The organism is Streptomyces inhibens, assembly GCF_022221585.1.
Classification (GTDB): Bacteria; Actinomycetota; Actinomycetes; order Streptomycetales; family Streptomycetaceae; genus Streptomyces; species Streptomyces inhibens.
This window is the reverse complement of record NZ_CP084681.1, coordinates 8,105,282-8,124,064: the sequence shown is the minus strand read 5'-3', so window position 1 is coordinate 8,124,064 and position 18,783 is coordinate 8,105,282. Positions and strand designations below refer to the sequence as shown.

Annotated in this window: 18 protein-coding genes and 2 pseudogenes; 10 read left to right on the top strand and 10 right to left on the bottom strand. The window is 70.1% G+C overall.

Features of this window, described 5'->3' with window-relative positions; genetic code table 11:
- Positions 1-14: 14 nt before the first annotated feature.
- From KI385_RS36460 to KI385_RS36450, 3 genes are all read right to left on the bottom strand, one after another.
- Positions 15-1,040 carry an LLM class F420-dependent oxidoreductase gene (locus tag KI385_RS36460; RefSeq protein WP_238576303.1) on the bottom strand — a complete coding sequence of 342 codons (1,026 nt, stop codon included), beginning with the start codon at positions 1,038-1,040 and terminating at the stop codon, positions 15-17.
- Positions 1,040-2,233 carry a CaiB/BaiF CoA transferase family protein gene (locus KI385_RS36455; RefSeq protein WP_238576302.1) on the bottom strand — a complete coding sequence of 398 codons (1,194 nt, stop codon included), beginning with the start codon at positions 2,231-2,233 and terminating at the stop codon, positions 1,040-1,042. The genes KI385_RS36460 and KI385_RS36455 overlap by 1 nt, the downstream gene beginning before the upstream one ends.
- Before the next feature lie 178 nt (positions 2,234-2,411).
- Positions 2,412-2,792: an MmcQ/YjbR family DNA-binding protein gene (locus KI385_RS36450; protein WP_238576301.1), complete on the bottom strand. Its 381-nt coding sequence runs from the start codon at positions 2,790-2,792 to the stop codon at positions 2,412-2,414.
- 153 nt (positions 2,793-2,945) lie between these two features.
- Here KI385_RS36450 and KI385_RS36445 point away from each other — a divergent pair.
- Positions 2,946-3,157: pseudogene (locus KI385_RS36445) on the top strand (MgtC/SapB family protein); the annotation flags it as partial.
- Positions 3,158-3,195: 38 nt separating this feature from the next.
- On the opposite strand, the gene KI385_RS36440 reads toward KI385_RS36445, so the two are convergent.
- Both KI385_RS36440 and KI385_RS36435 read right to left on the bottom strand, forming a co-directional pair.
- Complete coding sequence (locus KI385_RS36440) at positions 3,196-4,641, bottom strand: sialate:H+ symport family MFS transporter (RefSeq protein ID WP_238578002.1); 1,446 nt, start codon at positions 4,639-4,641, stop codon at positions 3,196-3,198.
- Between the two features lie 116 nt (positions 4,642-4,757).
- Positions 4,758-4,895: pseudogene (locus KI385_RS36435) on the bottom strand (dihydrodipicolinate synthase family protein); the annotation flags it as partial.
- 273 nt (positions 4,896-5,168) lie between these two features.
- On the opposite strand from KI385_RS36435, the gene KI385_RS36430 reads away from it, so the two are divergent.
- Complete coding sequence (locus KI385_RS36430) at positions 5,169-6,359, top strand: saccharopine dehydrogenase family protein (protein ID WP_238576300.1); 1,191 nt, start codon at positions 5,169-5,171, stop codon at positions 6,357-6,359.
- A gap of 24 nt (positions 6,360-6,383) precedes the next feature.
- Here the strand turns inward: KI385_RS36430 and KI385_RS36425 are convergent, their stop codons facing one another.
- Together KI385_RS36425 and KI385_RS36420 are read right to left on the bottom strand one after the other, a co-directional pair.
- A complete protein-coding gene (locus KI385_RS36425) occupies positions 6,384-7,073 on the bottom strand; it encodes an endonuclease V (protein ID WP_238576299.1) in 690 nt (229 codons plus the stop codon).
- 141 nt (positions 7,074-7,214) lie between these two features.
- Entirely contained in the window at positions 7,215-7,493 is a 279-nt protein-coding gene (locus KI385_RS36420) for a hypothetical protein (RefSeq protein WP_238576298.1), read from the bottom strand.
- A 65-nt stretch (positions 7,494-7,558) separates the two neighbouring features.
- Here KI385_RS36420 and KI385_RS36415 point away from each other — a divergent pair, with 65 nt between their 5' ends.
- From KI385_RS36415 to KI385_RS36405, 3 genes are all read left to right on the top strand, one after another.
- Positions 7,559-8,980 (top strand): amidase, encoded by a 1,422-nt coding sequence (locus KI385_RS36415; RefSeq protein ID WP_238576297.1) that lies wholly within the window; start codon positions 7,559-7,561, stop codon positions 8,978-8,980.
- A 208-nt stretch (positions 8,981-9,188) separates the two neighbouring features.
- The gene (locus KI385_RS36410; RefSeq protein WP_128503069.1) at positions 9,189-9,488 is read left to right on the top strand and encodes a YciI family protein; all 300 of its coding nucleotides are present in this window, start codon (positions 9,189-9,191) and stop codon (positions 9,486-9,488) included.
- 148 nt (positions 9,489-9,636) lie between these two features.
- Positions 9,637-9,798, top strand: a complete 162-nt coding sequence (locus tag KI385_RS36405) for a hypothetical protein (RefSeq protein WP_238576296.1) — start codon at positions 9,637-9,639, stop codon at positions 9,796-9,798.
- Between the two features lie 39 nt (positions 9,799-9,837).
- Here the strand turns inward: KI385_RS36405 and KI385_RS36400 are convergent, their stop codons facing one another.
- Complete coding sequence (locus KI385_RS36400; RefSeq protein WP_238576295.1) at positions 9,838-11,304, bottom strand: sugar porter family MFS transporter; 1,467 nt, start codon at positions 11,302-11,304, stop codon at positions 9,838-9,840.
- Between the two features lie 358 nt (positions 11,305-11,662).
- On the opposite strand from KI385_RS36400, the gene KI385_RS36395 reads away from it, so the two are divergent.
- The 3 genes from KI385_RS36395 (at position 11,663) to KI385_RS36385 (ending at position 14,816) form a co-directional block, all read left to right on the top strand.
- Positions 11,663-12,568 (top strand): SIS domain-containing protein, encoded by a 906-nt coding sequence (locus KI385_RS36395; protein WP_238576294.1) that lies wholly within the window; start codon positions 11,663-11,665, stop codon positions 12,566-12,568.
- A gap of 58 nt (positions 12,569-12,626) precedes the next feature.
- The gene (locus KI385_RS36390; RefSeq protein ID WP_238576293.1) at positions 12,627-13,508 is read left to right on the top strand and encodes a class II fructose-bisphosphate aldolase; all 882 of its coding nucleotides are present in this window, start codon (positions 12,627-12,629) and stop codon (positions 13,506-13,508) included.
- A 504-nt stretch (positions 13,509-14,012) separates the two neighbouring features.
- A complete protein-coding gene (locus KI385_RS36385) occupies positions 14,013-14,816 on the top strand; it encodes a DeoR/GlpR family DNA-binding transcription regulator (protein ID WP_128503077.1) in 804 nt (267 codons plus the stop codon).
- Positions 14,817-15,293: 477 nt separating this feature from the next.
- Here KI385_RS36385 and KI385_RS36380 read toward each other — a convergent pair whose 3' ends face one another.
- Positions 15,294-16,076 (bottom strand): SDR family oxidoreductase, encoded by a 783-nt coding sequence (locus tag KI385_RS36380; protein WP_238576292.1) that lies wholly within the window; start codon positions 16,074-16,076, stop codon positions 15,294-15,296.
- A gap of 470 nt (positions 16,077-16,546) precedes the next feature.
- Between KI385_RS36380 and KI385_RS36375 the strand changes: the two genes are divergently transcribed.
- Both KI385_RS36375 and KI385_RS36370 read left to right on the top strand, forming a co-directional pair.
- Positions 16,547-17,122 (top strand): TetR/AcrR family transcriptional regulator, encoded by a 576-nt coding sequence (locus tag KI385_RS36375; protein ID WP_238576291.1) that lies wholly within the window; start codon positions 16,547-16,549, stop codon positions 17,120-17,122.
- Positions 17,123-17,462: 340 nt separating this feature from the next.
- Positions 17,463-17,774, top strand: coding sequence for a hypothetical protein (locus KI385_RS36370; RefSeq protein ID WP_238576290.1), 312 nt, complete (start codon positions 17,463-17,465; stop codon positions 17,772-17,774).
- Positions 17,775-17,949: 175 nt separating this feature from the next.
- Here KI385_RS36370 and KI385_RS36365 read toward each other — a convergent pair whose 3' ends face one another.
- Complete coding sequence (locus tag KI385_RS36365) at positions 17,950-18,567, bottom strand: TetR/AcrR family transcriptional regulator (protein ID WP_238576289.1); 618 nt, start codon at positions 18,565-18,567, stop codon at positions 17,950-17,952.
- Positions 18,568-18,783: the final 216 nt, after the last annotated feature.

Here is an 18,783-nt window from a genome sequence, read left to right as displayed (position 1 = left end):
GCTGCGGGCCCTCCTCAGAGCCAGTTCTTGACGGTCTCGATCAACTTGGCGGGCTCCGGCCCCACGGGGTGGACGTTGAGCATCGTGACGCCCGCCTCCCGGAACGCCGCGATCCGCTCGCGGACGTACCCCTCGGGCCCGCACAGCGACATCAGCTCGCAGAATTCGTCCGGCACGGCCGCTTCGGCCTCCCGCTTCTTCCCGGCGAGGTAGAGCTCCTGGATCCTGTCGGCGGCCTGTTCGTAGCCGTAGGCGACGGCGAGGTCGTGGTAGAAGTTCTTGCCCTTGGCGCCCATCCCGCCCACGTACAGCGCGATGGCCGGGCGGGCGAGGTCCCGCGCGGCGGCGGCATCCTCGCCGATGGACAGCAGGCCGCCGGCGACGGTCTGCAGCGGGCCGAGCGCCGGATCGCGCCGGGCGGCGCCCTCCGCGAGCGGGGTGCCCCACACCTCACCGGCCTTTTCCGGGATGAAGAGGGCGGGCAGCCAGCCGTCGGCGACCTCGGCGGTCAGCCGGACGTTGGCCGGCCCGAGCGCCGCGACATACACCGGGATCTCGGGGCGCACCGGCCGGGTGAGGATCTTGAGAGGTTTGCCGAGCCCGCCGCCCTTCTCCGGGGGCAGCGGCATGTCGGTGATGCCGTGGTGGTCGATGACCTCGCGCCGCCAGATCCGGCGGCACAGCTCGATGGTCTCGCGGGTGCGGCCCAGGGGCTTGTCGTACGGCTTGCCGTGCCAGCCCTCGATGACCTGCGGGCCGGAGGCGCCCAGGCCGAGCAGCGCCCGGCCACCGGAGAGGGCGTCGAGTCCGGCGGCGGTCTGGGCGATCAGGGCGGGGGTGCGGGAGTAGACGTTCAGGATCGCCGAGCCGATCTCGGCCCGGTCGGTGCGGGCGGCCAGGAACCCCATGACGGTGGGTGAGTCGAAGCCGTAGGCCTCGGCGACCCAGATGGCGTCCAGACCGGCAGCTTCCAGCGCGGCGACCTCTTCGGCGGCCCGGCGCGGATCGGCCGCGTACTGGAGCGTGGTGGCGAGTTCCATCAGCTGGCGGCGTCCTTCTGCTGGATGCGGCTCGGGCCGGCGGGCGGTGCCCCGGCGGGATCGGCCGGCGGCGGGGCGAGCAGGCCGGGGGCCTGCCAGTCGCGGGCGATCTCTTCGGTGTCCGCGCCGGGCTGCGCGGGCGGTCTGCGTACCGCGCCCGGGGTGCGCGAGAAGCGGGGCGCGGGCGCGGGCTGGGTGATTCCGGCGTGGTCGACGAAGGTGCCGCGGGCGGCGAGGTGCGGATGCCGCGGCGCCTCGCGCAGCGACAGGACGGGCGCCACACAGGCGTCGGACTCCTGGAACACCGCGGTCCACTCCTCGCGGGTACGGGTCTTGAAGCGGGCGGCGATGGCGGTGCGCAGCTCGCCCCAGGCGGCGAAGTCGTCGCGGCTGGGTGCCTCCTGCTCGATGCCCAGGAGGCGGATGAACTCGCCGTAGAACCGCTTCTCCAGTGCGCCGACCGCCATATAGCCGCCGTCGGCGGTCTCGTAGGCGCCGTAGAACGGTGTCCCGCCGTCCAGCAGATTCGCGCCGCGCCGGTCCTGCCATCCGCCGGCCGCCAGCATGCCGTGGATCATCGCCGTCAGATGGGCCGTGCCGTCGACGATCGCGGCGTCCACGACCTGGCCTTTTCCGCCTTCGGAGCGGGCGTGCTGGAGGGCGGCGAGGACACCGATGACGAGGTAGAGCGAGCCGCCGGCATAGTCGCCGACGAGGTTGGCGGGGATGGCGGGCGGGCCGTCGGGCGGGCCGATCATGCCGAGGGCGCCCGTGATGGCGATATAGCCGATGTCGTGTCCCGCGGTGTCGGCGAGCGGGCCCTGCTGCCCCCAGCCGGTCATCCGGCCGTAGACCAGCCGGGGGTTGCGCGCCAGGCACTCCTCGGGCCCCACGCCGAGCCGCTCGGCCACACCGGGGCGGTACCCCTCCAGCAGCACATCGGCGCGCTCGGCCAGCTCCAGCACCTGCGCCACCCCTTCGGACGCCTTCAGGTCGACCAGCACCGAGCGTTTGTTGCGGTTGGTGATGTCGTACGCCGGATCGATGCGCAGCCCGGCGCCTCCGGGCCGGTCCACGCGGACGACATCGGCGCCGAGGTCGGCGAGCAGCATGGCGGCGAACGGTCCGGGGCCGATGCCCGCGAGTTCGACCACCCGCACGCCGCTCAGCGGGCCGCTCCCTGACTCTGCCATCGCGCCCCATACCTTTCCGCACTGTGACACTTCTGATGTAACACTCGTGATGTTAAGAACGTGTTCCACTTTCCACAAGCCCCCCGTGCCAAGTGGCAACCGCGGAAAAGGCCCGCGCCGACGATGCTCAACTGCCATCGCCGCCACGGGCCTTTGCGCGCCTGCTGCCGCTGCGCCGCTATCCCCCGTCGAGCTCGGCGATGAGCTTCTTGGGGGCTATCGCGCGATAGGACTCCTCGGCCCAGTCGCAGAGCAGGTCGGCCGGCGGAGCGTCCCTCTCCTCCAGCGGGACCCGTACCCATCCGGACCTGCCCAGGCCGTAGCCGGCCGGCTTGGCGCCGGGCGAGGTCAGCGCATGGGCATGCGCCTCCGGATCCTTGAGCTTGAGCGTGAGCCCCAGCGGATGGCTGCCGTCACCGGCACCGAGGAAGACGAAGACCTTCTTGTTGACCTTGATGACGCTCTCGCCCCAGGGGAACTCCTCCACGGCCCCGGGCAGCCCGAGCGCGAACGCCCGCACCCGCTCCCGCACCGCCGCCGGACCCGCCGCCTTCGCCATGCGCTCCTCCACGTCCGTTCCCCCGTACGGCACCGCCTGCGATGCCGCCCGGCGCCCCGCCCGTACCGCGGACGCCGGCCCACGCATTCCACGCTAACGGCGACCACTGACAACGGCCCGCGGAGCGCCGGATGACGGGCCGACAGAGGGACTATGGCCGCTGTGCCCGACGCGCAACTCGCCGCCGCACTGTTCGACTTCCACAGCGGCCAGGGACTGTGTCGGTTCACCGAGCCGGCGATAGCGCTGCTGCCGCCCTCGCTGATCGGCCTCGAACGCGAGGCGCGACAGAAACGCGCCTCGGCGGCGGTCCGATCTTCGTCAGGAGGGACGCGGTCCGCGGGCTGACGACGGCCGCCACCATCCCACCGGCCCGTACGGGCCGCCGTCCGCCGAAGCGCCACTACGCCGAGTCGGGCGTCGGCTCCCCGGGAGCGGAGCCGGGCGAAGCCTTCGAGGCAACCGTCCCCGCTCCCCCGGCCTGCGGAACGAGATGGTCGTCGGGCGCCTGACGGTCCACCAGCCGGCCCAACCGCTGGGGGACGTTGCCACCCACCAGGACGATGACGACGAGTGTCAGCCCGAAGGTGAGCACGGCGAGCGCCCGCCCCAGGGGCATGCCTTCGGCCAGATGGGCTCCCAGGACGGGCGCCACCGCCCCGCCCAGGGCCCCGACGTTGTAGACAAAGCCCAGCGAGGCGGCGCGGGTCGCGGTCGGGAAGTGACCGGCGATGTACTTCGGCAGGATGCCGGAGATGCCCTGGCTGAGCGCCAGCAGCCCGAAGAGCAGCACGCCGAGCAGCGGCAGGCTGTCCTGCACCGCGAAGACCGGGAAGACGAAGACGAGGGAGGCCAGCAGGGTGCACGCGTAGGCGCGCCGGGTACCGAGACGGTCGCCGACGAAGCCCGCCAGCCAGCAGCCCGCCATGGCGCCGAAGCCCGCGTAGAACATCACGTCGCCGACCTGCCCGGGGGCGTACCCGAGATCGGTCTTCAGGTAGGTGGGCAGCAGGGCCTGGATGGGCCAGCTGTAGAGGAAGGCGCTGAACACGGTCACCATCAGGGCCACGTACAGCAGCCATCCCCGGCGACCGCCGAGTTGCACGGCGAAGGCGATCAGACACAGCGCCGCGGCGACCGCCAGCCAGGGGACGTACCCCGCGCCGACGGGCGTGAAGACGCAGAACAGCGCGACCGCGGCGGCCGCCGCCAGGACCGCGTTGGTCCAGGAGCGGACAGCTCCGGTGAACAACGGCCGGAAGGGGTTCGGGCGTTCCGCTTCCGAGCGGGCAGCGGCGCCGATCTCGTTCTGCCAGTCCCCGGCTTCCGGCAGCGACCTGCGCACCCACAGGGCGACGAGGACGGGCAGAACGCCGATCCAGAACATCCAGCGCCAGCCCCAGTTGGGGATCACCCACTTGTACAGCTCGGCCGCGAGGACGGTGCCGCCCGCGTAACCGGAGATCAGGAATCCGGAGGCACGGTTGCGCCATCGGGTGGGCCAGCTCTCCAGCACATACGTCACACTGGCGCTGTACTCCCCCGCCATCCCCAGCCCGATGACCAGCCGGGCGACGAACAGACTGGTGTAGCCCCAGGCGAACCCGCAGGCGAAGGTACCGAGCGAGTAGAGCAGGATGCTGGCGATCATGGCGGCCTTGCGGCCGTAGCGGTCGCCCATCGCACCCAGGACCGCGCCGCCCAGCCATCGGGTGATGAAGGCACCGGAGATGAGCGAGGCGGCGGTGGCGGTGCTCAGGTGGAAGTCGTCGGCGATCTCGGTCAGCACCAGCGTGATCAGGACGAAGTCGAAGCCGTCGAGGAGATAGCCGATCCAGGCGGCGAACATCGCCTTCCACTGGCGCGGGGTGACCTCCTGGTACCGGCGACGTCTGCGGTCAGGGGTGTCCACGGGGCGCGTCGTCACAACAATCCGGCCTCCTCCAGCAGTCGGCGGACGGTTCGGTGCGCGGCGGCGCCGACGAGGTGCTCCACGAGCGCGGCCAGCGACCGCATATCGACCCGGCCGCTCTCGGAGAGCGGGGTGCACAACGGGGGCACGACTCCGGTGAGGGGTGCGGGAAAGGGCGAGGCAAACGGCATGGCGTCCGGCTTTCTGCCGTACGGTCCTGTCCGGGAGAGCACCGAGAAGAGCAACGCCCGGCAAGCTGGACATTGGACGTCCTACCTCGTCGGTGCCATCGGTGAATCTGGCCCGGCCGCGACGCCCTGTCAAGACCGCATACCGCACCCCGTGTCGCCCACTGACGGCCAACAGGAAAGCCAAGAGGACGGCCAAGATCCACCGTTGACGGGACGACGGCGACTGCCTAGGGTCCGGAATCCAGGTCAAGAGGGCGGTCGAGAGGGCGGACGATGCGACGGCAGGACACCTCCGGACGGGCTCATGACCTCGTCCTGTACGGCGCCACCGGTTTCGCCGGCGCACTCACCGCCGAATATCTCGCCGCGCACGCCCCCAAGGGCTGCCGCTGGGCGCTGGCCGGGCGCAACACCGCCAAACTGGAGCGCCTGCGCGACCGGCTGGCGAAGATCGACCCGGCCTGCGCCGATCTGCCGCTGCTGCGGGCCGACAGCGGCGACCCGGACGCACTGCGCGCCCTCGCCGCCGGCACCCGGGTGCTGGCGACGACCGTCGGCCCGTACCTGGTCCACGGCGAACCCCTGGTCGCCGCCTGCGCCGCGGCCGGCACCGACTACGTCGACCTGACCGGCGAGCCGGAATTCATCGACCGTATGTATCTGCGGCACGATGCGACGGCCCGCACCTCTGGCGCGCGCCTCGTACACGCCGGAGGGTTCGACTCCGTCCCGCACGACCTGGGTGTCCTCTACACCGTGGGGCTCCTCCCCGACGGCGTCCCGCTGCGTATAGACGGCTTCGTACGCACCAACGCCACATTCTCCGGCGGCACTCTGGCCTCCGCGCTCACCGTCGCCTCGCGTCCGGTCGCCATGGCGCGGGCCGCCCGCGAGCGGCAGCGGGCCGAGCCGCGACCCAAAGGGCGCACAGTGCGGGCGTCGTTGGGCCCGCCGATCAGGAGCAGCGAGACACGCACCTGGGGCGTGCCGTTGCCGACCCTCGACCCGCAGATCATCGCCCGCTCGGCCGCCGCTCTGGACCGCTACGGCCCCGACTTCCGCTACCGCCACTACGCCGGGGTACGGCGGCTGCCGATCGCCGTCGGCGGGGCGCTGGGTGCCGGGGCGCTGTGCGCGCTCGCCCAGGTGCCGCCCGCGCGGCGCTGGCTGTCGGGCCGTCTGGAGCCGGGCGACGGTCCGAGCCCCGAGCGCCGCGCACGCAGCTGGTTCACGGTGCGCTTCGTCGCCTCCGGCGGCGGCAAACGCCTGATCACCGAGGTCTCGGGCGGCGACCCCGGCTATGAGGAGACGGCGAAGATGCTCGCCGAGTCGGCGCTCAGCCTGGCCTTCGACGACCTGCCGGAGACCGCGGGCCAGGTGACGACCGCGGTCGCCATGGGGGACGCGCTGACTGCCCGCCTCCAAAAGGCGGGGATCACCTTCCGCGTGGTCCGGGAGCAGTAGCCGGAACCCGCACCGGCCCCGCCGTCACGTGCTCGCGAGCGCCCTGCGGCACAGCGAGTCGGCGGCCCGGGTCGTCTCCGGAAGGCGGTATGCGGCCGCCAGATGGAGCGTATGCGCGCAAGCCCGGTCGAGGCCGACGCGGTGCCCCACGGAGACAAAGACCGGTTTGACGCCCTTCTGGGTACGCAACGCACGTCCCACCTCCTCGGCTCCGTCCAGGAGCGGAGAGGTGGCCCCGCGGTCCGGCCCCGGTGGCTCGTACCGGAAGGTGAAGGGGTTCTTGGCGACGCCGATCGTGGGCAGCCCGGTCAGCACCCCGAGATGGCTGGCCAGCCCGAAGCGGCGCGGGTGCGCCAGCCCGTACCCGTCGCAGACCACGAGGTCAGGGGTGCGGGCGAGGCCGGCGAGGGCGTCGAGCACGGTGGGAATCTCGCGAAAGGCGAGCAGGCCGGGCACGTAGGGGAAGGCGACCTGCCCCACGGCCGTGGCCTCGTCGACGACGGCCAACGTACGGGCGTCCAGCGCGACGGCGGCCGCGGCGACGACATCACGCGCGTCGTCGTAGGCGACATCCACCCCGACCACCGTGCCCTCGAAGCCCGGTTCCGGACCGGGCTCATCGAGCCGTACGTGGCGGCGCAACCGGTCCTGGACCGCGCGCGCCTGGGATTCGTCGGCCGGCCAGTGCCGCAGTTCGTCGTCGCGGGAGATCATTCCGGGAGTGTCCATGGTGGCCGCAACGCTACCGAACCGGTGATCGAGACCATGATCGGGCGGATCGGCCGCCCCGGCTCGCCGTCGGCGGATCGGCTGCCCCGGCCCGTTGTCAGCGGATCGGCTGCCCCCGGCCCGCTGTCAGTGGCCCTCGGTACCGTGGTGAGCGTGACCCCAGCCGCTGTTGACGTGGACGCTGTGGACGTGGACGCTCTCGCCCGCCGGATCATCGCTGCCCCGCAGGTCGACGGGCGTGCTTCGGGGCGGCGGATCGCGTCGGTGCTCGGCAGCGGGAACGTACGGTCGCCCGCCGGAGCGGCCGGCCCAGCTGATGCCGGAGGAGCTGCCCGCGCTGCCCGCGGTGGTCTCGCAGCATGTGCCGTCGACGCCACGGATCTCCGCACGAGGCACGAGTGGCACCCGGACATCCTGGACACGGAGATTCGCCCCTCGCCCCACGCCCCCTGACAACACCAGAGGTCTCCATGCCCGACGCTCTCCATCAGCTCGACGCCACCGACCTCGCCGCCCGGTTGCGCCGCCGCGACATCTCCGCCCGGGAGGTCGTACAGGCCCATCTGGACCGCATCGAACAGGTCAATCCGGCCGTCAATGCCATCGTCACCCTCGACCCCGAGGGCGCACTCGCCGCCGCCGCACAGGCCGACGAACGCCTCGCCCGAGGTGCCGCCGTCCCACCCCTGCACGGCCTGCCGATCGCCTTCAAGGACACCCACCTCACCCGCGGTATGCGCACCACGTACGGCTCACCGCTCTTCGCCGACCACATCCCCGACGAGGACGACCTGCTGGTCGACCGGCTGCAACGGGCCGGCGCCATCCGCCTCGGCAAGACCAACGTCCCCGAATTCGCCGCCGGTTCGCACACCTTCAACCCGGTCTTCGGCACCACCCGCAATCCGTACGACACCACGCGTTCGGCGGGCGGCAGCAGTGGAGGCGCCGCCGCGGCGCTCGCGGCCGGGCTGCAGCCCCTTGCCGACGGCAGCGACATGGGCGGCTCGCTGCGCAATCCCGCGTCCTTCTGCAATGTGGTCGGGCTGCGGCCGACGCCGGGACGCGTCCCCCCACACCCCGGCGCCAACCTGTGGGACACCCTCTCGGTCCCCGGCCCCATGGGGCGGACCGTCGCCGACACCGCGCTGCTGCTGTCGGCGATGGCCGGCCCGGATCCGCGCTGCCCCATGAGCCTGGAGACCCCCGGTGACGCGTTCCGGGTGCCGCTCGACCGCGAACTGCGCGGGCTGCGTATCGCCTGGGCACCCGACCTGGGAGGATTCGCACCGGCCGACCCGGACGTTCTCGCCGTTCTGGAGCCCCAGTTGAGGGTGCTGGAAGAACTCGGCTGCCATGTCGAGGCCGCCTGCCCGGACCTCACCGGCGCCGACGAGACCTTCCGTACGCTGCGGGCGCACAGCTTCGACCTTGCGTTCGGCGAGCTGCTCGACTCCGGCCGGCAGGCGCTCAAACCCAGCCTCGTTCGGAACATCGAGCAGGGCCGCCGGCTGACCACCGCCGACCTCACCACCGCCACCGCGACCCGCAGCCAACTGCACCTGCGCACGCTGGATTTCTTCTCCCGGTACGACCTCCTCCTCGCCCCAGTCAGCCAAGTCACGCCGTTCGACGCCGAGCTGGAGTATCCGCGGGAGGTCGCCGGCCAACCCACGCACACGTATCTGGACTGGATGCGTTCGGCTTACCTGATCTCCGTCCTCGGGGTGCCTGCCCTTTCGGTTCCCGCCGGGTTCACCCCGGGCGGCCTGCCCGTGGGGCTGCAGTTCATCGGTACGCCGCGCGCCGATCTCGCCGTCCTCCAGGCCGGCCATGCGTACGAGAGCGCAACACGGCACGGACGGCGCCGCCCGGACCTGCCTACGGCCTGATCCCGTCGTCCGCCCCTCGATCGGAGCCCCTGCGCACCGCGAACCCCAGGCGTGCCCACGGAAAACCCCACCTTGGCCGCCCAGGCCTCCCAGGCCGCCTCGACGGTGCTGCGCCGACGAGGACGCCCTCCCACAGAGCCGCCCTGGCCTGCGCCTTCCCTGCCGGGAGGCGCAACGGCACCGCCGACGGCTCCTCTATATTGCAGCTATGTTCGTATTGGAACTCACCTACACCGCGCCCATCGAACGCGTCGACGCCGCCCTTCAGGAGCACGTGGAGTGGCTGCAGAAGGAGTACGCCGCCGGGCACTTCATCGCCGCCGGACGCAAGGTCCCGCGCGACGGTGGCGTGATCCTCGCCGCCGGAATGGACCGGGCGACCGTGGAGCGGATCGTGGCCGAGGACCCGTTCACCCTCGCCGGGGTGTGCGAGTACCGGATCACCGAGTTCGTGGCGACGACGACCGCGCCGGCTCTGGAGGGATACCGGGAGCAGCTGCCGTCCTGAGGACCCGCTCCAGTTCCACTCGGGCACCAGGTACCGCCGGCCGGTGGCCGTCACTGCCAGATGACCGCCACCGGTAGACGTGGCCGCCCGTTACCACCGCCCGGCCGACGCAGCTCCGATCTCGTCGTGCAGTCCGACCGAGTACTCCGTGCTCCACCGGGCCGCCGCCTCCACCACCAGTTCCCGCGGACGCTCGACATGGGTAAGGAAGGCCCCTGAGCTGGGTGACGCACAGACGACACCCAGCGGCTGTCTCTACCTCTACCTCTACCTCTACCTCTACCTCTACCGCCAGGCGGAGTACTTTTGACCGCTGTCCGCCAGCTCAGGAAACGCCCATGCTGCGCGTCTACGGAGACGTGGTCGGAGGCGCCGCCGAGTTACCGGGCGGGCCCGCGCTGACGAACCCGTGCGTGGCTGTCGTGGGCCAGCGCCCCCCGTTGCGCCAATAGTCCTGGATCTCCTCCAACTGGCGCCCCTTGGTCTCGGGTGCGGTGGCGGAGGCGAAGACCAGCGCGGCGAGCGCGAGGACGCCGAGGCCCGCGAACGTCCGCGCCGCGCCGGCCCAAGACATCAAAGAAGGGAAGAACTGGGCGATCAGAAGATTGGCGACCAGGTCGGCGGTGAGCATCACCGACGCCCCCGTGGAGCGCAACTGGGCGGGGAACGCCTCGCTCGCATAGACCCAGATCAGCGATCCGAAGCCGAAGTTGAAGGCCGCGGTGAACAGAAGGATGGCGCCGAAGCCCACCCAGGTGGTGGCACCGCGCGGATCCCCCATGCCGAAGACCGCGGTCAGGACGGCGAGCATCACGACCATCGTGCCGATGCCGCAGAGCAGCACCACCCGGCGGCCGAGCCGGTCGATGATGAGGATGGCGAGAACCGTCGCGGCAAGTGAAGCGAGCTGGACGAACGACGGCAGCAGGAAGTTCTGGCCGTTGCCGGTGAAGCCCATCTCCTCGAAAATCTGCGGGCTGTAGTACGTCACGGCGTTGATGCCGGTGATCTGGCAGAAGAAGCCGAGGCCTACGACGAAGAACGCGGCGCGGGCGTACGGCTTGCGCAGCAGGGAGCGCGCCGAGCCACCGCTCTCCTCGGTGAGCGCGGCACCGACGGCAGCCACCTCGGCATGCGGATCAACATCGGGGTCGGTCATGGCCATGACCTCAACGGCTCGTTCCGTACGCCCCTTGAGGACGTACCAACGCGGAGTGTCCGGCAGCCGGAACAACGGGATCACGACGAGCGCCGCCGGGATCGCGGAGAGGCCGAGCATCCAGCGCCAGTGCCCGCCACCGGACAGACCCCAGTTGACGAAGTACGTGATGACGATGCCCGCCACCGTGGCCACTTGATAGGCGGCGACGGACGCACCGCGGATACGCGCCGGCGTCGATTCGGCGACGTAGAGCGGGGCGGCGACGATCGAGATGCCGATGGCGATGCCGAGCAGGAACCGGACGATGTCCAGCACGACGACGTTGGGCGCGAGGGCGGAAAGCGCGACGAAGACGGCGTACGAGCCGGCGACGATCAGCATCGCGGCCTTGCGGCCCAAGGCATCGGCGAGCTTGCCGCCGATCAGCGCGCCCACGATGGAGCCGAACACCAGGATGCTGTTGACCAGGCCTTTCTCGGCCTCGGTGAGATGGAAGTCCTTGCTCAGGAACACCAGGGCACCGGAGATGCTGCCGGTGTCGTAGCCGTAGATGACGCCGACAACGGCGCCCGTGAGTGCGAACAGCCTGCCGGTGCGGTGTGTGGTCTTGGGTGACGGCTGCGGGGGCGTCTCGGAGAGCGTGGCAATGGACATAGGAAGTCCTTTGTGCGGCGGAGCGGCCTTGCTGAATGACTGATCTTGCGAGTATTCGGCGAGTTTCACGCAACTGTCAACAGATCATTTCCAGCCCTGCCCCCACTCTCTCCACCCATCACCCTCCCTGCATTCACCCCTCCCAGACACCCAGCCAGACCATCACCCCATCGCCCCCCTCTGCCGCATCCACCCGTACGAGGGATGGAACGCGGACGCAATCATGCGTACAGTCGATTGCAACAAAGCCAAATCTTGCAGTTTCACGCACACAAGTCGGCCAGGAGATGCAGGCACACGTACGCGCAGACGTACGCAAAAGAGTCGGACCGTTTCACGCATCACGGGAGGGTGGGTCATGAGCGAGACCTCGTACATGGAGCAGGAGCTGAGCAGCCAGCCGGAGACCTGGCGGGAGGCCGCGCGGATCGGGGCGGCGGACGGCCCGCTGCCCAAGGCCGGACAGCGGGTAGCCGTCGTCGGCTGCGGCACCTCATGGTTCATGGCGCAGTCGTATGCAGCACTGCGCGAGAGCGCCGGCCTGGGTGTGACCGATCCGTTCGCCGCCTCCGAGGCATTCCTCGGCAGCGACCGCGGCTATGACGCGGTGGTGGCGATCACCCGCTCCGGCACCACGACCGAGGTGCTGCGCGTACTCGACGCCGTCAAGGGACGCATTCCCACGGTGACGATCATCGGAGACCCCGAGACGCCGGCGGTCGCGATCTCCGACGAGACGGTCGCGCTCCCGTTCGCCGACGAGAAGTCGGTCGTGCAGACCCGTTTCGCGACGACGGCGCTGACGCTGCTGCGCGCGCATCTGGGCGAGGACATCTCCCGGGCGGTGACCGACGCGCAGGAGGCGCTGGCGGCACCGGTGGAGCAGGCCTGGGTGGACGCGGAGCAGTTCTCGTTCCTCGGCACGGGCTGGACCTTCGGCCTGGCCAACGAGGCTGCCCTCAAGATGCGGGAAGCATCGCAGAGTTGGACGGAGTCCTACCCCGCGATGGAGTACCGCCACGGCCCGATCGCGATAGCCGCGCCGGGCCGGGTGACCTGGCTGTTCGGCCGGGCACCGGAAGGGCTCGAGGCGGATGTGGTGCGGACCGGTGCGCACTTCGTGTGCCATGCGCGCGATCCGCTGGCCGATCTGGTGCTGGTCCAGCGGGTGGCTCTGGAGCGGGCCCGCGCTCGCGGCCTGGACCCGGACAACCCGCGCAGTCTGACCCGTTCGGTGATGCTCGACGCCCCTGCCGCCTCGTAGCGATCCGCCTCCCCGTCACCACGTCGATCCTCCCCACCCGCAAGGGAGTCAGATTCCCATGCCCCTCGTTCCTACGTCATCGATCGTCGACACCGCGCGTGAGGCGCGGGTCGGTGCCGCGGCCTTCAATGTCATCCATCTGGAAACCGCCGAAGCCCTCGTCACCGCCGCCGAGCGCACGGGTATCCCCCTGATTCTGCAGATCAGCGAGAACTGCGTCCGCTACCACGGCAGCCTGCTGCCCATCACCCGCGCAACCCTCGCCCTCGCCGAGGCTTCCACCGCCCCGATCGCGGTGCACCTCGACCACATCACCGATGCGGAACTGGTCCACCAAGGCATCACCGCCGGGGTGGGTTCGGTCATGGTGGACGCCTCCGCACTCCCCTACGAAGAGAACGTCGCCACCACTGCCGAACTCACCGCTTGGTGCCACGACCGCGGCGCCTATGTCGAGGCGGAGCTCGGCGAGGTCGGCGGCAAGGACGGGGTGCACGCACCAGGGGTGCGCACGAACCCGGACGAGGCGCTGGCCTTTGTCCGTGCGACAGGCGTGGACGCCCTCGCTGTGGCCGTCGGCTCGTCACATGCGATGCACGAGCGCACGGCCGTACTCGACAAGGACCTCATCACCGCGCTGCACACCGTCCTGCCGGTGCCACTGGTACTGCACGGCTCCTCCGGAGTACCGGACGACGAACTCCGCCGCGCCATCGCCGCCGGAATGACGAAGATCAACATCTCCACCCATCTGGTCTCCGTCTTCACCCACTCGATACGACAGACGCTGGACGCGGATCCGTCCCTCGTCGACTCCCGGAAGTACGTCAAGCCGGCCCGGGAGGCAGTGGCCGAGGAGGCCGCAAGACTGCTGGGCGTACTGGGCACTCCGGCAACGGTCCCAGGCCAATACGCGGCCCAGGCGCCGGCTCGGGGGTGATCCGGCAGAGTCGATACCCGCCCCAGCAACGAGCACAGCACGACGGACCACTTCCTCGGCCGCTCGGACTGGACGCATAACGCGATTCTGGCCGGCGGCGACCAGGACCGCATCGCCCCCGGCCCGTACTGGCCCGAGCTGGCCCGAGCTGGCCCGAGCTGGCCACACTCCTCGACGCCCCACCCCCGGGCAGCCGGCGTCACCAATCCGCACGACCGTCTTCACGTACCACTCCCCGCTTCACCTACTACTCCCCGCGCTCGTAACTACTCCCGCACTCGGCGACTCCGACATCCCCAACGAAGCCATCACCAAGGTGACGGCGACCATCCACCGGACGCACAACGCGCGGCCTTGACCACCGCCTCACCCCAACAAACGCACGACCACCACATCGAACAATTCCGGCAGCACCGCCGACGGCAGGAAGGAGAACAAGGTGGAGTACGAGGGCGCCTACCAGGCGTCACCGTGGCCGGCTGAAACGAATTAGGCTCGCACGCTATGAAGCGCCATGAACGGATGAACGCACTGCTCGAGCTGCTCGGGGACCGGGGCCGGGTGGATGTCGAGGAGGCGGCGACCGCGCTGGAGGTCTCGGCCGCCACGATGCGGCGCGACATGGACGCCCTCGCCGAGCAGCAGTTGCTGACCCGCACCCGGGGCGGGGCAGTGCTGAGCTCGGTGGCGTACGACCTGCCGATCCGCTACAAGCACGCTCACCGGTCGGAGGAGAAGGAGGCGGTGGCAAAGGCCGCGGCGAAGCTGGTCGAGCGCGGGGATGTGGTGGGGCTGAGCGGTGGCACGACGACCACGGCGATCGCCCGGGTGCTTGCCACCCGTCCGGACTTTGCGGAGGCGGGCCCGCAACCGCATCTGACGATCGTCACCAATTCCCTCAACATCGCCAATGAGCTGGCCGTGCGGCCGCAGATCAAGATTGTGCTGACCGGCGGGGTGGCGCACTCGCGGTCGTTTGAACTGGTCGGCCCGTTCAGTGAATTGGTGCTGCAGCAGATCTCCATCGACATCGCGTTCATCGGGGCCAACGGCATGGACCCGATGATGGGGGCCACGGTGCATGACGAGGCGGAGGCGCGGGTCAATCGCCTCATGGCCGAGCGGGCCCGGCGTGCTGTGGTCGTTGCGGACTCGTCGAAGATCGGCGAGCGCTGCTTCGCCCGGGTCGGCGACGCGGATGTCTTTGACACGTTCATCACGGACAGCGGCGCAAAGGAGGCAACCCGTCGTGAGTTTTCGGACCGGGGGCTGAGGGTGGTCACGGCACGCCCGTCCACCACCGATTGACGCCATCGATTGACGCCACCGGCCGACGAAGGATGGGCGACGAAGGATGGGCGATCACCGGGCGCCAACGATCGAGGGACGACAACCAGCAAAGGGCAATGAGCGGTTGGCGGTTGGCGGTTGGCGGTTGGCGGTTGGCGGTTGGCGGTTGGCGGTTGGCGGTTGGCGGTTGGCGGTTGGCGGTTGGCGGTCAGCGAATGGTCGGCAATCGGCTGGCGGGCGGTGGGGTTGGTGAGAGCTGTCGACGGATGTGAGCGCTGGTGAGTGGCTGGCGTGGCTGAGGGGGTGGGGTGGGTGGGGGAGCCCCCCGGTGGGGGCGGGGCCCGCCCCTGGGCCCCGCCCCCACACCCGCCCCGCACCGCCCCAGATCGCCCCACATCGCCCCGACCCCACCCCGACCCCGCTTCGGACCCGGCGTCGCGTGACCTCGTTACGGGATGGTCGTTGCCTGGGCTCGTATTGAGGGGCTGATGGCTGCTACCAGGTGTTGTCGCTACGGAGGGCGGCGTCGGCGCCGCCGTCGAGATAGATGACCTGGCCGGTGACGTGCGTGTTCTCGGGGGAGGTCAGCCAGGCGAGCAGGGGCGCGACCTGCTCCGGGTGGGCGTGGCCGTGCAGCGGCATGGGGACGCTTGCGTCGACGACCTTGCGCACCTCGGGGTTGGCGAGCATGGGCTCGGTCATGGGGGTGACGACCGTGCCGGGGGCGACGGCGTTGAGGGGGATGCCGGCGGCGGCCCAGCCGTCGGAGATGGCCGTACGGCGGACCCAGCGGGCGATGGCTTGCTTGGAAGAGCCGTAGATGGCGTATCCCTCGCCCCTGTCCATGGCGGCCTGAGCAGCGGAAACGGTCGCGTCCTCGTCTCCGGCGAGTGCCGCGTCGACGATGGCCTGGTCGGTTGGATGGACGGCGGCGACGGACGAGATCAGTACGGCACGCGGGTCGGTACCGGCGGTGAGCAGGGGACGCAGGCCTTCGAGGGTGGCGATGACGCCGAAGTAGTTGACCTGGACCGTGAGCGGGATGAAGTGGGCGAGGCCGGCGCAGGCGATCACGGCGTCGAGGCGTCCGCCGGTCAACTCGCGGGCGCGGTCGACCAGTTCCGTACGGCCGTCGGGCGTGGCGAGGTCAGCGGAGATGTCGGTGCCTTTGAGGTCGGCGCCGATCACGGTGTGGCCCTGTTCGCGGAGATGGGCCACGGTGGCCTTGCCTATGCCGGAGGCGGCGCCGGTGACGAGGTATGTACGGGATCGGGACATGGGACGGTCGGCTCCTTCGTTGAGGCGTGGTGATGGGTGGCGTGTGCTGATGGATGGCGCGTGCGCTCACGGGTGGCACGTGCTGATTGGTGGTGCGGTCTGGGTGATCGGGTGCGCGATCTGATCGGTGGTGCGTTGCCGCCGGCCCGCTTGTGCCTGGTGGCGCGATCCATGGGCACGCCCGGTGGTGTGGTGCGTGCTGATCGTGCGCGACGCTCGACGCTCGACGCCGGTGTTGATGGTGGTGCTCGTGTTGGTGCTCGTGTTGGTGTCGCCGGGCTGAGGGGGCATGGGGGCGGCGCCGTCGACGGGCGGTCGGGGCGTCGGCGGGTTGGTTCGGCGTTGCCAACATACGCATTTTTGGCATGACGTGCCAATAAGCTTGTCTGTGACAAAATCGAGGTCCCGATAGACGGAACGGCCCACGCGACCAGGAGAGGTGGATGACGGCAGCGCGAGGCAGACCATCGTTGACCGAGCGGCGGCGGCAGGAGACCCGGCTGGAGATCGCCGAGACCGCGGCTGCCCTGTTTTCCGACCAGGGGTACGACGCGACGACGGTCGAGGACATCGCATCGGCGGCCAGCATCTCGTTGCGCACCTTCTACCGCTACTGCGCGGCAAAGGAGGACGCACTGACGCCCGTGCTGACCTCCGGCGTCGGTCTGCTCGTCGATGAACTGGCCACCCGGCCTGTCGATGAGCCGCTGACCAGCGCGGTACGGGCAGCGTTCGACTCGTCGGCCTCGGCCCGGCGCCTTGCGGATCCCGAGCAGGCCCGCCGACTGGTTCGCATCATGGCCACCGTGCCGGCCATTCGGATGCGGTGGCTCGCCGCCGGGCGGGACATGCAGGACCAGCTGGTGCCGGTGCTTGCGGCGCGCAAGGGCGCGCCGGAGGACAGCATGGAGGTACGGCTGCTGGCGTGCGCATTGATCGATGCGCTCAGCGTCGCCATGGAGCACTGGGCGTGGCAGGACGAACCGGAGGACGTGGTCGAGCTGACACGTCGAGCGTTGAACTATCTGCGTATTGATGATCTATAGGCGGGCTGGACGAGGTCGGGCCCCGTTTCCGTGAGCCTGTTGGGCCTGTTGGGCCTGTTGGCCTGTGAGTCTGTTGGACCCCGTGAGTGCGTCGCGAGCTTTGAGTCCCTGAGTCCAGGTGGCCGTGAGTCCGTACGGCCGTGAGTTCGCCGGGAAGGCTACGTTGCGTGAGGCGGGGGCCTGGATCGGGTAAGGGGGCGGGGTTCTTGTGTCGCAGTTGTGTCCCCGTGTGGCACCCGGGGCTGATTTTCCTCGGGGGCGTATGGACAATGGGGAATGAACGTGCGAAGCCCGTACTGGTTTCGCAGGGGAGTCTGAGTTTTCCATCGGGGGAGATCACGTGCGGAAGATCATGGCCATAGCGCTGGCGGCGGTCGCGTGCAGCGCCTCACTGACACTGACCACCGCAGCGGACGCCGCGGCCGCCGGTCGGTCGCCGCAATGCGTGAAGGTGCGGAAGTACTTCAACAAGGGCCAGCAGCGGTACGTCCGACTGACGAATCTGTGCACCCAGCGCACGTCGTGCTTCACCATCGTCATCCCGCACCACCGCGATCCCCACGGCAGTCTCCCCAAGGGCGCGACAAAGGACGTCTACTACGGACCGACCTCGTGGCCGCGGGCCCTGTACGTGAAGAACACGTCCTGCTGAGCGGACGGTGATCGGCGCCGATTCCTGAGCACCGATTCCTGAGCGCCGAATCTCGGACCTGGGCCCTCGGGCGCCGGCACTCAGGCTCCGGCTCTCGGGCGCCCGAGAGCGCTGCCCCGGCAAAGGGCGCCGTTCAGTTGCGGTGGGGCACGATTCAGGTGCGTTCAGGGGTGGGTCATTCACGTACGGCGATGCCGTCCAGGACCATCGAGAGGTACTGGCGGGCGATCTCCTCGGGGCTGTGCTGCCCGCCCGGCCGGTACCAGCTCGCCGCGACCCAGACGGTGTCCCGGACGAAGCGGTAGGTGAGCCGGATGTCGAGGTCGGCGCGGAAGACCCCGTCGGCCACGCCCCGCTCCAGCGTGCCCAGCCAGGCCTTTTCGAACTTCCGCTGGGAGTCGGTGAGATAGCCGAAGCGGGGCTGGTCGGCGAGGTGCTTGGACTCCTTCTGGTAGATGGCGACGGCGGCGCGGTGCCGGTCGATCTCGCGGAAGGACTCGGTGACCAGGGCTTCGATGGTCTCCCTCGGGCCGAGGCCGGCGGCGAGTACGGCGTCATAGCCGTCCCACAGCTCGGTCAGGAAGGTGGACAGGATCTCGTCCAGCATCGATTCCTTGGAATCGAAGTGGTAGTAGAGGCTGCCCGCCAGCATCCCGGCCTCGTCCGCGATGCGGCGGACGGTGGTGGCGTTGTAGCCCTGCGCGGCGAAGACCTCCGCCGCGGTGTTGAGCAGTTCGCGGCGACGCTCCGGGGACGCGTTCGCGGTCGTCGTCTTCTTTTTGGCGGCTGGCACCCGGCCATTGTCGCTCTCTCGTGGGTGGGGCCAGGCCCCGGGCGCGGCCATGGGGACCTGACCCAGGCGTGGCCATGAGGCCGAGCCAGGGTGCGTGCAGAAGGCTGCCGCAGGGCGTGGTGGGTAGAGGGCCGATCCCGGGTGCTTGCGTGGGGCTGGCTCCGGGCGTGACGCGGCACATATTCTTTACGAGTAAAACACCTGCTAATCTTCTCC